Below are 13,225 nucleotides of genomic sequence, written 5' to 3'. Positions count from 1 at the left end.
GCGCGGCCAATCGCGCAGATGCAACCAACAATCAGGGCTTTGTCGGGGTATAATCCCTGCCATGTCTCAATACGAACCCAACATAGACGACGTTGCGCTTATCTTCGAGGGCGGTGGCATGCGCGCGAGCTACACGGCCGGTGTGGTGACGACACTGCTCGAACGCGAGCTGAACTTTCCGAAGGTTTACGGCATTTCCGCTGGTGCAAGCCATACGGTCAACTACGTGTCGCGCGATATCGAGCGCTCGCGCGCCTCGTTCACCGATTTGGTGCGCGACCCTGAGTTCGGAGGTGTCGGTAGCTTCCTATCTGGTAGAGGGTTTTTCAACGCGCATCACCTCTACGAGGGAATCGCTGAGGATTTGGCGGGCACCGACGAGGTGATGGCCTTCGACTTCGAGACGTTCCTTGCGAACAAGGCCGAGGTGCACATCGAGGGATTCGATTGGGAAACCGGCGAGACCGTGGCGTGGACGAAGGCGGATATGCCGACGATGCTCGACATGATGCTGCGCGTGCGCGCCAGTTCGACTATGCCCCTGTTCATGCCGCCGACGACGATCGACGGTCGCACCTATATGGACGGCGGAATGGGGACGAGCTGGGGAATTTGTCTCGACGCGGCGCGGCGTGACGGTTTCGAGCGCTTCTTCATTGTGCGAACGCAGCCGCGGGGGTATCGCAAAAAGCCCCTTGGTGCTTTGTCGCGCGCCGTGTTCCGCGCCGCCTTCCGGAACCATCCCCTGGTTGCCGAACGCACCATCGAGAGGCCGTCTCGCTATAACGCCCTGTGCGACGAGGTGGAGCGGCTCGAACGGGAGGGCTCTGCCTGCGTTTTCTATCCCGACGAGATGCCCGTTGACAACAAAGAGACGAATTGGGAGAAGCTTTGCGCGTCCTACGATGCGGGCTACGCGCAGGCGCAACGCGAGGCAGCCTCGTGGGAGGCGTGGATTGGTGGCCGGTAGGCGATGTCGCAAGAGGGGAGAGCAATGCCGATAATCACATTGGAGCAGACGGGCGACGCAGATGTCGAGAGGGGCGGGGACTTCTCCCTGTTCACGCGCACGGCCGACGCAGAACTGCGCGAGAGAGGGCTGTTCATCGGCGAGTCGCTCAAGGTGATCGAGCGCGCGATGGTCGCCGGCGCCGTCCCGCGCGCGATGCTGCTGCCCGAAAAGCTGCTCGAGGACACGATGCCCGTCATCGAGCGTGCGCTTGCGGCAAATGCCTCGACGCCGATTTACGTCGCGCCCAAGACGCTCTTCAAGGAGATTACCGGATACGAGGTGGTCAGAAGCGCACTTGCCGTGTTCGAGCGCCCGTCTTTACCAAATGCGACCGAGCTGCTGGACAGTCTGGGTGCACGTCGTGTGGCGGTGCTCGAGGATATCGGGAACTCGACCAACATCGGGGCGATCTTCCGCTCCGCTGCTGCGCTCGGCGTCGATGCGGTTCTCGTGACCCCGTCGTGCCACGACCCGCTTTTCCGTCGCGCCGCCCGCGTGTCGATGGGGACGGTGTTCCAGGTTCCCTGGACGCGGATCGGAAGCGTTCAGTCTTGGGCGGGGGAGGGGATTCCGCTCCTTCACGACCTGGGGTTCAAGGTCGCGGCGATGGCCCTGTCCGACGAATCCATCTCGCTTGATGATGAGGCTCTTCGCTCCTGCGAGAAGCTCGCGATCGTCCTCGGAACTGAAGGCGAGGGCTTGTCTCAAGCCACGATCGACGCGAGCGACTACACGGTGAAGATACCCATGGCGCACGATGTCGACTCCCTGAACGTGGCCGCGGCAAGCGCCGTTGCCTTCTGGGAGCTGCGGGTGCGGTGAGCTCTCTGCCAGCGATAATTTCGACGGTGAGGCGGAGGTCGGGTGATTGTCTCGCTTTCTGCTTTTTTGGGAAGGGCCGACGTCGAGAATAGCGGGGGCGCCGGTCGTTAGGGGCTGCCCCTGCGTGCTTTGCAAGCTTAAAGCTCTTTTTGCTGGTAAAGGCCGTGTTGCTCGAAGCCGAGGGTCGCATAGTACTCGCGCGTCCCCACCGCGCCGATGACGTTTATGCGCTCGTAGCCTGCTTCTTGCGCGATTTCGCATGCCCGCGCGACGAGCTTGCGGCCCAGCCCCGTGTGCTGCGCGCCTGTGCTTGCATGGCCGAGCGCGGCGACGGCGCCGTACACGTGTACCTCGCGGATCATGGCCTCGTCTGCAGCCAGGGGGAAGGCGCCGCGGGCGGAGCGCTCTTCTTGCGCGCTTGCGCTTGCAGGCTCAATATCGCGTGCGGCCTGGTGAGAGATGGCCTTGCCTTCGATCGGCATTGCCTCGCACCCCGTTGAGCCGATCACTCCGCGCTCGCTTTCCGCTTCCGCGCGCGCAGCCTCGATCGCGCTCGCTTTCGGCAGCGACAGACGCAAAAACCCTGCGATTTTCCCTTCGGGCGTTACCCACTGCAGGAAGCGTTCGCTCGATACGGTGGTCTCGTAGGGGAACTCGATGAGCGCAAGCTCGGTCAAATCCGCCCCGCGCGTGCCGATCTCGCGCGTCCTGATTTCCTCCACGCCGCCGCCGCGACGCGCTAGCTCGCAATCGACCATCTGACGCAGGTTCACTTTCTTGTTGCCGGCCATGATGTCGTGCGAGGAGATGTCGCGGATCATGCGCGACACGCGAACGTAGGGGGGTGTGGCCTGCATGTTCGCGACCAGCACGTCAATGAGCTCTCTCTCGGTGTAGGGCTTCCACGTGCCGTTTCGCCAGTGAGTCACAAGACCCGTGCCGTCGACGAGCGCGCAGGGGTACATTTTCACCTCGTCGGGAAGGAAGCGCCTGTCGGTGACAAGGGCACGGTACCCCGCGACGTCGCTCTCGGGCGTGGCCCTGTAAAGGTTAGCCATGAAGTGCGCGTGGATTTTGAAGCCGAACAGCCTTGCGAGCTCGAAGGCGCGCCCGATGCGATCGAGGGAGATGCGGCGCAGGTTCGCATCGAGTATGTGCTGGTCAAGGCTTTGGATGCCGATTTGCACCTTCGTTGCGCCGAGTGTCCGCATTTCGGTGAGCGCTCCGGGGGTGATGCAATCGGGGCGTGTCTCGATGACAAGTCCCACTGAGCGATGCGTGGCCTGCGTGTTGCGCTCGTGTTCGAGGGTGACATCTGCGAGCGCGGCCGTCTGGCTTTTGCTTGCCCGCTGCCAGCCCGCGTCGTTCCCGTAGAGTTCGCGAATCGCCTGGTTGTAGGTGAGCTCGCCGCAGGTGACCCGAGCCTGCTCGTTGCGAGCAAATGCGGCGAGGTCGTCTCGCTCGCTCAAAACGCCGCAATGCTCGTAGAAGGCGCGTCGCTCGGCGATGCTCGCCCGTTGCGCGTTTGCGTCCGATGCCTCGTTCAGCGCGCGGAAGAGCTCGCGCGTGAACCAGAATCGGTACTCGCGCGGGTAGTCTGTCCAAGTGCCGCCGAGGACGATGAGCTCTACCTTGTCGGTCGTGTGCCCCATGTCAGCGAGCGTGCGAAGGCGAAGCGCCACCTGCAGATAGGGGTCGAACCAGTTGCGCTCGGCTCGCTGACAGGCGGGTTCGTCGGCTAGATAGCTCTTCGGCATGCGGATGTCGTTCGGGCAGTAGAGGCAGGCGCTTGCGCAGGGCCACGGCTTGGTGAGCACCGTCACGGTCGCCACACCCGACGCGGTGCGCATGGGCTTCATTCGCAGGGTGCGCACGAGGAGCGCCTCGAGTGCGTCATCGATGTCCCAACCGCGCCATAGCTCGGGGTCGGATTCCTTGACCTTTTGGTAGAAAGGGAGAAGCTTCTTTTTTGCCACCGCGCGAACAGGGCCTCGTAGCTCGCGGTTGCGCGCGCGGATAATTCGGTCGAGCGCGTTCGCGTCGAGCGGCTGCCCCTGTTCTCTCAGGGCCGACAGTATGATTTCGAGGGTTTTCTGCATAAGCGGCATTGTACGCTATGCGAACCTGGCGCGCACTGGCGGATTGTTGGCCTGCTGCGGGCGGCGCGTTGAACCGCGAAGCGATACAATGCACGGGATGCCTTATGGATACTGAAACCGCCCGAAAGCTGTGCGACATAACCTCGACCTTCTACCGCGAGAACGCCTCGTCGTTCTCGTCGACCCGTCGCTCCTCGTGGGCGGGTTGGGGGCGCTGCCTCGACGAGATGGGGCTTTGCGCCGGGACGTCGGCGGCGGTAAGCAGCGGGGCGCACCTCGAGGGCTCTCGACACGAGGGCGTGGCGCGCCCTGGCAAGTTGGAGCGCGATGCTGGCGAGCGCCCCGAGGATGCGGGGTCTTGCGGCGAGCGTCCGGAAGGCCCTCTTCCCGGTGATGTCGCCCCCCTCGCCGGCCAGCTTTCCCGCGAGCCGTTTCGTGTGCTCGATGTGGCGTGCGGCAACGGGCGCTTCCTTCGTTTTCTGCAAGAGGCGTTGCCCGGTGCGGCGATAGCCTACTTCGCGGTGGACGATTGCGAGCAGCTTGCGCGCGATGGGCTCGCGGGCGACGCCGACAACGTTGCCTTCCAGAAGCTTGATATCGCAAACTCACTGATAGACGGCTCGATTGGGCGCGCAATCAAAGCGCCGTCTGTCGATATGGCGGTGTGCTTCGGCTTCTTCCACCACGTCCCCGGTGCCGATTCGCGGGCGGCGCTTCTGCGGGCGCTCGTCAAGAGCGTGCGCCCCGGCGGGCACGTGGCGGTGTCGCTTTGGCAGTTCGCGAAGAGTCCCGAGCTTGCAGCAAGGGCGGTAGAAACGTCGGCGGAAGCTCGCGTGGAGTATGGGCTGCCCGCGCTCGATGAGGGCGATTACCTGCTTGGGTGGCAGAACAGGCAGCATGCATACCGCTATTGTCACACCTTCTCGGACGAGGAGGTGGCTGACCTCGCTCGTGCCGTCGACCGCCAGGCGAGCCTCGTTGCGCGATTCGAGGCGGATGGCCGGACGGGCACCCTGAACAGCTATCTCGTGTTTCGCCGTCGGGCTTAACCGCTATCATGACCTATGCTCCGTGGCCAATCGCGGACTTGGCACCGAGAATGCGGGGTTTCTCGTTTAGTAGCCAAAAGGGGCTTGCGAGCTACGATACTCGCAGTTCAACGGGTGATTCTTCCACGGTTTCGTTTGACGGGTTCGCTGGATTCCCGGCTTGTGGTGGCCGCTGGTCCGTCGTCGGCGGACTCCTCGGGAGAGGAGTTGGTTGCGGTGCTACCGCCCTTGTCGCCAAGCTGAGTTGCCACGACGGAGGCGAAGATGAGCGCGAAGCCTAACGCCATCCTCGGCGTGAGCACCTCGCCGAAGAATGCCACGCTGAACAGGGCGCAGAACACGCTTTCAAGCGAGCAGAGCAGGCCCGCCTCGGAAGGGGACACATGTGCCTGCGCTGTGTTCTGCGCCACAGCCCCAAAGGCCGCCGAAAGAACGGCAACGTAGGCCATGGCGCCGATGAACTCGGGAGTGATCACCTGCGCCGCCGTTGGCATGGGCTGCGTGGTCAAGGCGAGCAGCAGGGCCAAGATTCCGCTGGTGAATTGCTGGACGACGGTGGTGGTCAGAATATCGTTATCGCGCATGACCAGGCCGATGATCACGATTTCAGCGCCGTAGAGGAACGCCGAGAGAATGCTGATGCCGTCTCCCAGGCTGATGGAGAAGCCTTCGGTCAGCGATACCATCCCGATGCCGGCCGTGCATATTGCCGCGGAGATAAACACTTTGGCGGGCGGGCGGCGGCGGGAGACCACCCACCAGATGAACGGCACAGTCAGGCAATAACACGCGCTCAAAAAGGCGTTCTTCGATGGTGTCGTCATGCCCAGGCCCAGAAACTGCGTCCAAAACCCGAGGAACGTTGCCACGCCTATGATCATGCCCGCTTTTAGCGTCTTTCGACAGAAACTTCGCTTGATATGGGGAAACAGGATGATGAGCAAAACGATGCCCGCCCCAAAGAAACGGATGGCGGTGAACCAGGTGGCGCCAACGGTGGTTATGGCGCTTTTGCCGATCACGAAGCCGAGGCCCCAGATGGCGGCGGCCGTGATGAGGATGAGCCGATAAACGTTCGTTGGGTATTGCTTGTCGAGGATGCTCATGATTGCTTGTGCTCCTGGCAATTCGGAGAAATGATACGGCTAGCATGGAACTAGGATGCCAGCCACCTCTTCAATTGAGCTTGCGAAATGAACCTCCTGCCACTTGCGCAGCGAGGAGACCCCCATGTTTTCCGTGCAGTTGAAGAGGGTATGTGGGATATCGTAGAAGCCATTCGAATTGAACATTATGCACGGTCTGCCCGGCAGTTCAAGTGATATGAGGGAAATGACCTCGCTCGTGCCGTTTACGACAGGATTGGCCTTGTTGCACGGTTCGAGGCGGGCGGCGGGACGGGCACCCCGAACAGTTGAGCTACGCGAGCGAACGATGCAAAGCGCCATCGACGTCGTATGCGGGCGCCGTCCAGCCGATTGCTTGAATGCCGACGTTTTCGATAGGCTATCATAGGGCAGTGCCCGCCCAGCTCGCGACGTTGCGTGCTGCGGACCCTAACTTCCGTTGCGCTGGAATTCTCCAACGCCTTGAGCCTGCATAAGGAAAGGATGTCCTATGAACGTGGTTTGCTTGGATTTGGAAGGTGTGCTCGTCCCCGAGATTTGGATCGCGTTCGCCAAGGCGAGCGGCATCTCCGAGCTTGAGCGAACGACGCGCGACGAGCCCGATTACGATAAGCTCATGAACTTCCGTCTGGACATCCTGCGCGAACATGGACTTGGCCTGGCCGAGATTCAAGACGTGATCGCCACGATCGACCCAATGGAGGGCGCCCGCGAATTCCTCGATGCGCTGCGCGAGAAGACGCAGGTCATCATTATCTCCGACACCTTCGAACAGTTCGCGCAGCCTCTGATGCACAAACTCGGCTGGCCCACCATATTCTGCAACTCGCTTGAAGTGGGCGAGGACGGCGCCATCACCGGCTACAAGATGCGCTGCGACCAGACAAAGCTCACGACCGTTCGCGCGCTGCAGAGCTGCGGGATGGAGACCATCGCCGCGGGCGATTCGTACAATGACCTGGGAATGATTCGCGCAAGCAAGGCGGGCTGGCTGTTCAAGGGTGCGCCGTCGACGAAGGCCGAGAACCCCGATGTCCCCACGCTCGAGGAATACGACGAGCTTCTGGCCGCAATCGAGTCTGCGCTGTAGAAAGCTGCCGAGGCCCATCGGCTCGAACGCGGCATTTGGTATCGCGTTCGCGCCGATGGGCCGTCGTTCTCTTGGCTTTTAGGTTGCGAAGGCTGCGGGGCGCCCCAAGCGCGCTATTCCGCCACGCGCAGGTCGAGCTCTTGAATGTAGGAGCCGTTCTCGTCAGACTCGAGCACGGCATACGCGACGGCGGGCGTGACGTTCACGCCGCGCAGAAACTCCAGATAGCGCAAGGGGAAAGTTGTCGAGTCCTCCTCGTCGCTGTCGACCATCGTGTCGCAGCCGGCAATGGCGAGGACGGGACGCGCCACCTCGCGGTCGGGGCCGAACACCTTCGCTGTCTTCAGGAAGAAATCCCCCTTGTCGAAGGTGAAACAGGGGTGCACGTGGGCGGCGCGCTCGTTTCGCTGCCGCATCTCGCTTCGGTGCTTGTTGTCGAGCGAGCAGTAGTGCATGCCAAACGAGAACCCCTGGTCGTGTGCCCATATCATCAGCGAGAGCGCAAGCTGCTCGCTGCCGGCGATGGGAAGGCCGCCTGAGTATCCGTAGTCGTACATCACGTCGAAGGGCGGGTTGCGCACGACAAGCCCGCGGCGCGCGAACTCGTCCCAGCTGTGGAAGGGGAAGCAGAACTCGAGCATGTTGATCCCGCGGATGCCTATTTCCTCGAAGCTCGCGAGCAGCTCTTTCATGCGCGCCTCGGTGCCGGGGATGATGGGCATCTCCACCATGACGTCGGGGATGTAGCGCTTCGCCAGGCGCATCGCATCGAGCACGCGCTCCTGCATGGGCTTGGGGTCGAAGTCCTTCACGCTGAAGCGGATCTCTTGCAGCCCCGCATCACGCAGCGCCCGCGTCATGTCCTCTGTCAGCAGGTCGCCCGAGGTATACATGCGCTTGTGCGCCTCGGGGAAAAGCTCGCGTGCGCGGTTGAGGAACGCGATTGACGCATCGAAGCTCAAAAGCGGCTCGCCTCCCGTGAGCCCGATGACGGCGAGGCCGTTTTTGTAGGTTTCGGCGGCGCGGGCGAGGCCCTCTTCCCATGGGCAGCCCTCGCGGACGAACTTGTCGTAGTCCGCCTGGTTGTGGTTGAAGCAGAAATAGCAGTCGCGATGGCACCTGAATGTGGTGGAAAACGTTTCGGAGCCTTTGTTTCCCGTGCACTCGATGCATGCCTTCGAGATCCAGCCCACGCGAATTGACGCACCTGCGTTACGGAACTCGGCACCGCGTTGCGCAAGCTCGTCTCGCAGTTGGGCGATCTCGGCATCGGAGGAGCCTGCGGGCGCGAATTCCACGCCATGCTCGGCGAGCGCGCGAAGGTAGGTCTCGCGGACCTCGTCGTAGTGGCGCAGCGCTGCGCGAAGGGAATCGTTGCCTGCCAGGGTGCCTGCGTTCATGAAGTCACATCCAAGTCGTCGTCCGGTTGCATCTGCCTTGCGATTATAGCCGACCTTGCTCGCTTGCGCCCTTTCCGATAATTTGACGTCTTCTGAGACAACTTTGGGACGGGTAAATGTCATAATCGACGTGATTTTTGTAACGAATGCTAGTTTACCTGGGGAAACAAAGAAGTATAATCAGTGTGGTAACTGAGGCATAAAAGGGAGGGTGTCCCGTGGCGGCCAATTTGCAAAAACTCAAGCTCCTCTACATTGCGAAGATGCTCGTGGAGGAGACCGACGCTGTCGCCGGCTTGACCATGACGCAGATTCTCGAACGCCTCGAGGCTCGCGGCATCACGGCGGAGCGCAAGTCGGTCTATCGCGACATCGAGTCGCTGCGGGAATTCGGCCTCGATATCCAGACGTTTCAGCGAGCGCCGCTCGAGTACGCCCTTGTCACGCGATCTATCGAGCTTGACGATCTGATGCTTATCGTGGACGCCGTGCAGAGTTCGCGCCATTTGACGCAGCGCAAGTCCGACGCGCTCGTCCGCTCGATCAAGCGTCTCGCGCCCAAGCGCGAGCGCGACCTGCTTGACCGTCACCTTTCCGTAAGCGGGCGCATCAAAATCCAGGGCGACTCGCTGCTCTACAATGTCGACCGCATCTTGGAGGCGATTGCGGGCAAGCGCAAGGTGTCGTTCCGCTATTTCAGCTACAACGCCGCGAAAGAGAAGGTCATGCGCCGCAGCGGCGAGCGTTATGTGGAGACGCCTGTGGAAATCATCGTGAACCAAGGCGTGTACTACCTGGTCACTTACAATCCCGAAACCGACAACTTCGAGGGCTTTCGCGTTGGGCGCATGGATTACGTGGAGGTCTCCGAGGAGCGGGCGGCGAAGGTTCCCCGTCAAAGCGATTTCTCGGTCGAGCGGCTCGACAATGCAGTCGTTGGTGCGGCTGGCGGCGCGTTCGTCGACGCGACGCTTATCGCCGATGGCCACGCCATGAACGCCGTTGTCGACCGCTTCGGACGCGACGTTGCCTCCACCGACCTCGGTGACGGAACGGCGCGCATCGAGGCCCGGATTGAGGAAGGCCCTGCGTTTTACGGATGGCTAGTGCGGTGCAACGGCACGGTTCGTATCGAGGGGCCGGAGTCGCTCGCAGAGAGCTACAAGCAGTATCTACGTGCCATTCTTGAGCAGTGCTAGCATCATTCGGCTGCGCTGCGCTACACTTCGAAGAACTGAATGCGAATTCGCGGTGACTGAGTCGGGCGGGCCAGCAGGTCCGGTCGTTTTGTCGCGCGGGCGAACCTGTACGAGGAGCGACTTTTGTCTGAACGAACCAACGACGGCGCATCTGTCCACGTCACGACCCCCGAGAGCGAGGTCGCACAGCTTGCCGACGCATCCCGCGCGCATGAGCCTGGCGAGCTCGGCGCACTTGCCTGCAAGCTCTACGATGAGAACCCTAACCTTACGGAGGAAGAAGCCTACGAGGCGTTCATCGGCTGGGTCGAATCGCGCGGCATCGAGCTGTGGCCCCATCAGGAAGAGGCCCTCATGTCCATCATGGTCGGCGACCACGTGATCTTGGGTACGCCGACCGGTTCGGGTAAATCGCTCGTCGCGCTTGGCATGCACTTCATCGCGATGTGCTTCGGCGAGCGCTCTTACTACACGGCGCCCATCAAGGCGCTTGTGAGCGAGAAGTTCTTCAACCTGGTGGACATCTTAGGCCGCGAGAACGTGGGTATGATCACGGGAGATGTGCACATCAACACGTCTGCCCCGGTCATCTGCTGCACGGAGGAGATTCTCGCGAATCAGGCGCTCGCCGAGGGAAAGGACGCCCCCATTGAGAGCGTCGCCATGGACGAGTTCCACTTCTTCTCCGACTCCGATCGCGGCTGGGCCTGGCAGGTGCCGCTGCTTGCGCTTCCCAATGTGCAGTTTTTGCTGATGAGCGCCACACTTGGCGACGTTGACCAGATCGCTGGGCTGCTCGAGCGCCAGACGGGCAAGGACGTCTCCCGCATCATCGACGCGCCGCGCCCGGTGCCGCTTTCCTACGAATACGCGCTCACGTCGCTTGAGGGCACCGTCGAGCTCGCGCTGCGAAAAGGGGAGGGTCCGCTCTACATCGTCCACTTCTCACAGGACGCGGCGCTTTCGAGCGCGTCGGCACTGGCGAGCTACGGCGTGGCGACGAAGGAACAGCGCGAGGCGGTGAAGGAGGCCATGAAGGGCGCGCGATTTACCACGGCGTTCGGCAAGACGTTGAAGCGCCTGCTCGGCTGCGGTGTCGGCGTGCATCACGCAGGGATGCTGCCCCGTTATCGCCTGCTGGTGGAAAAGCTCGCCCAGCAGGGTGTTCTCCCCGTCATCTGCGGAACCGACACGCTCGGCGTGGGCATCAATGTGCCCATCCACACCGTCGTGCTCACCGCGCTCACGAAGTTCGACGGCCACAAGATGCGCCGTCTGCGCTCGCGCGAGTTCCACCAGATCGCAGGGCGCGCAGGGCGATCGGGCTTCGACGCCGAAGGCGTGGTCATCGCCGAGGCGCCCGAGCACGAGATCGAGAACCACAAGGCCGAGGTGAAGGCTGCGGGCGATCCGAAGAAGCTCCGCAAGATCAAGAAGAAGAAACCGCCCGAGAACTTCGTCAACTGGAGCGAGGACACCTTCAACCGCCTGGTGGAATCGGTTCCCGAGAAGCTCACGCCCCGCATGCGCGTCACCCACTCGATGGTGCTCGCCGAGGTGGAGCAGGGGGGCGACGCCCGCGCCCGCGTGGAGGAGCTCATTGCCGACTCGCTGCAAACCGACGAGGAGAAGGTGGCGCTCTCGCAGCGTGCCGACGAGGTGTTCGCCACGCTCATCGCCGCGGGTGTGGTCGTGAAAGAGGATCTGCCCGACGGGGGCGCAAGCTACTATGTGACGGTTGACCTTCCTGAAGACTTCGCGCTCGACCAGCCGCTTTCGCCCTTCTTGCTCGCGGCTTTGGAACTTTTGGACCCTGAAGATGATGACTATGCGCTCAACGTGGTGTCGATGGTCGAGGCGACGCTTGAGGATCCGCGCCAGGTGCTGCGCGCCCAGGAGCGCCGTGCGCGCGACCGCGCCATGGCCGAGATGAAGATGGACGGCGTGGAATACGAGGAGCGTCTCGAGCGCATCGCGGACGTGACCTACGAAAAGCCCCTTGAAGATTTGCTCGATGCCGCCTTCGAGAAATACTGCGAGGGCGTGCCGTGGGCGCGCGACTTCTGCCTGCGCCCGAAGTCGGTGCTGCGCGACATGCTGGAGAGCGCCGCGGACTTCAAGGGGTATATCCAGAAGCTGGGGATTACGCGCTACGAGGGTGCCCTTCTCAGATATCTGTCCGAGGCGTTTCGCGCCCTCGACCGCACGGTTCCCGAGGGCAAGCGCGACGAGCGGCTCGAGGACGTCGTCGCTTGGCTGGGGCTTATCGTGCGCTCGGTCGACTCGAGCTTAGTTGACGAGTGGGAAAACGCGGGCGCCGCGCTCGATGCCGCGCCGCCTTCGCCCGAGGACGAGCCAGTGGTACGCGATCGTCGCGGGCTTACCGTTCTTGTGCGGAACGCCCTGTTCAGCCGTGTGCGTGCGGCGGCGCACCGCGACGTTGCGACGCTTGGCGAGATGGATGCGGACTGGGGCTTCGGCGAGCGTGCTTGGGCGGTGGCGCTCGACGAGTTCTACGACGCACACGAAGAGGTGCTCCTCGATGCAGATGCGCGCTCGAAGGCCTATCTCGTGCTCGACGAGTCCGACGAGGAATCGGCCCACGTATGGCATGTGCGCCAGATTTTCCACGATGCGGAAGGCGACAGCGATTTCGCGATAGCGGCCGATGTCGATTTGGACGCCACACAGGCAGGTGACGGGGTGGTGTTCGCGAACTATCGCGTAGGGTTCGCCGAGGACCTGGGGGAATAGTCGGTCGGGAGCTTCAACCGCCTTCTGCGCCCCTCGGCGCCGAATCACTGCTGGCTCGTGCATTCTCATATACCCCCTGAGGGTATATGGATACTCTGTGGCGTCTTCTTTCGCGACGGTTTTCCCTCGCTAACTTCTCGTGGTACACTGCCGAAAGTATCAAAAGGAAAACTTCTTGCGTATCAAGAAGCGAAGGCTTTCGGAGGAGCTGCCGAATGAATGCACCAACCTTGATCATCATCGTCGCTATCGCAATCCTTATGGTCTTCGCGCTTCGCCGAGCCTACCGCGTGTTCTCGCTCAAGGATGACTGCTGCGGCGGCGGCCCGAAAGCTCCCAAGGCGAAGAAGGTGGCTGCTGTTACGGTGGAAGACACTGACGAGGCGAACTATCCCTATTTGCTTGACGTTAAGGTGAAGGGGATGACCTGCGAAAAATGCGTCGGGCGCGTGCAGAACGCCCTCAATGCTCAGCCGGGGATATGGGCGAGGGTCGACCTGGGGTCGGGCATGGCTCACATTTTGGCGAAATCCCCTATCGACCGCGACGCTGTCGAACGAGCGGTGGAGGACGCGGGATATTACGTGTCGCATCGCGATTAGCTTTTCTGCCAGGGTAATCGTCTCGCTACAGCGCCGCTGAACAGAAATAGCGCGCGAATCACTAGAGCAAT

The 13,225-nt window shown here is 62.1% G+C and carries 10 protein-coding genes; 7 read left to right on the top strand and 3 right to left on the bottom strand.

Annotation, left to right across the window (positions count from 1 at the left end; translation table 11 throughout):
- The first annotated feature begins 61 nt into the window (after positions 1–61).
- Positions 62–970: a patatin-like phospholipase family protein gene (locus tag F8C90_RS05675; protein ID WP_158049488.1), complete on the top strand. Its 909-nt coding sequence runs from the start codon at positions 62–64 to the stop codon at positions 968–970.
- A gap of 24 nt (positions 971–994) precedes the next feature.
- Positions 995–1,834 carry a TrmH family RNA methyltransferase gene (locus tag F8C90_RS05670; RefSeq protein WP_158049487.1) on the top strand — a complete coding sequence of 280 codons (840 nt, stop codon included), beginning with the start codon at positions 995–997 and terminating at the stop codon, positions 1,832–1,834.
- Between the two features lie 137 nt (positions 1,835–1,971).
- Here F8C90_RS05670 and F8C90_RS05665 read toward each other — a convergent pair whose 3' ends face one another.
- Complete coding sequence (locus F8C90_RS05665; RefSeq protein WP_158049486.1) at positions 1,972–3,933, bottom strand: elongator complex protein 3; 1,962 nt, start codon at positions 3,931–3,933, stop codon at positions 1,972–1,974.
- Between the two features lie 104 nt (positions 3,934–4,037).
- Here F8C90_RS05665 and F8C90_RS05660 point away from each other — a divergent pair, with 104 nt between their 5' ends.
- A complete protein-coding gene (locus tag F8C90_RS05660; protein ID WP_170264565.1) occupies positions 4,038–4,982 on the top strand; it encodes a class I SAM-dependent methyltransferase in 945 nt (314 codons plus the stop codon).
- A 107-nt stretch (positions 4,983–5,089) separates the two neighbouring features.
- On the opposite strand, the gene F8C90_RS05655 is transcribed toward F8C90_RS05660, so the two are convergent.
- Entirely contained in the window at positions 5,090–6,088 is a 999-nt protein-coding gene (locus tag F8C90_RS05655) for a DMT family transporter (protein WP_158049484.1), read from the bottom strand.
- Positions 6,089–6,599: 511 nt separating this feature from the next.
- Here F8C90_RS05655 and thrH point away from each other — a divergent pair.
- Positions 6,600–7,199: a bifunctional phosphoserine phosphatase/homoserine phosphotransferase ThrH gene (gene thrH, locus F8C90_RS05650; RefSeq protein WP_158049483.1), complete on the top strand. Its 600-nt coding sequence runs from the start codon at positions 6,600–6,602 to the stop codon at positions 7,197–7,199.
- 113 nt (positions 7,200–7,312) lie between these two features.
- Here thrH and F8C90_RS05645 read toward each other — a convergent pair whose 3' ends face one another.
- On the bottom strand, positions 7,313–8,599 hold the full coding sequence (locus tag F8C90_RS05645) for a radical SAM protein (protein WP_170264564.1): 1,287 nt from the start codon (positions 8,597–8,599) through the stop codon (positions 7,313–7,315).
- Between the two features lie 218 nt (positions 8,600–8,817).
- Between F8C90_RS05645 and F8C90_RS05640 the strand changes: the two genes are divergently transcribed.
- The 3 genes from F8C90_RS05640 (at position 8,818) to F8C90_RS05630 (ending at position 13,154) form a co-directional block, all read left to right on the top strand.
- Positions 8,818–9,798, top strand: a complete 981-nt coding sequence (locus tag F8C90_RS05640; RefSeq protein WP_158049481.1) for a helix-turn-helix transcriptional regulator — start codon at positions 8,818–8,820, stop codon at positions 9,796–9,798.
- A gap of 123 nt (positions 9,799–9,921) precedes the next feature.
- Positions 9,922–12,552, top strand: a complete 2,631-nt coding sequence (locus tag F8C90_RS05635; protein WP_211361034.1) for a DEAD/DEAH box helicase — start codon at positions 9,922–9,924, stop codon at positions 12,550–12,552.
- Between the two features lie 215 nt (positions 12,553–12,767).
- Entirely contained in the window at positions 12,768–13,154 is a 387-nt protein-coding gene (locus F8C90_RS05630; protein WP_158049479.1) for a heavy-metal-associated domain-containing protein, read from the top strand.
- Positions 13,155–13,225 lie beyond the last annotated feature (71 nt).

It is taken from the genome of Ellagibacter isourolithinifaciens, from assembly GCF_008831035.1.
Classification (GTDB): Bacteria; Actinomycetota; Coriobacteriia; order Coriobacteriales; family Eggerthellaceae; genus Ellagibacter; species Ellagibacter isourolithinifaciens.
The sequence above is the reverse complement of the archived record's forward strand: the minus strand, read 5'-3'. Positions and strand labels throughout refer to the sequence as shown.

Bases quoted from the DNA above. Each gene is read 5' to 3' on its own strand.
- F8C90_RS05675 (WP_158049488.1), top strand. From the start codon at position 62: ATGTCTCAATACGAACCCAACATAGACGACGTTGCGCTTATCTTCGAG.
- F8C90_RS05670 (WP_158049487.1), top strand. From the start codon at position 995: ATGCCGATAATCACATTGGAGCAGACGGGCGACGCAGATGTCGAGAGG.
- F8C90_RS05665 (WP_158049486.1), bottom strand. From the start codon at position 3,933: ATGCAGAAAACCCTCGAAATCATACTGTCGGCCCTGAGAGAACAGGGG.
- F8C90_RS05660 (WP_170264565.1), top strand. From the start codon at position 4,038: ATGGATACTGAAACCGCCCGAAAGCTGTGCGACATAACCTCGACCTTC.
- F8C90_RS05655 (WP_158049484.1), bottom strand. From the start codon at position 6,088: ATGAGCATCCTCGACAAGCAATACCCAACGAACGTTTATCGGCTCATC.
- thrH (WP_158049483.1), top strand. From the start codon at position 6,600: ATGAACGTGGTTTGCTTGGATTTGGAAGGTGTGCTCGTCCCCGAGATT.
- F8C90_RS05645 (WP_170264564.1), bottom strand. From the start codon at position 8,599: ATGAACGCAGGCACCCTGGCAGGCAACGATTCCCTTCGCGCAGCGCTG.
- F8C90_RS05630 (WP_158049479.1), top strand. From the start codon at position 12,768: ATGAATGCACCAACCTTGATCATCATCGTCGCTATCGCAATCCTTATG.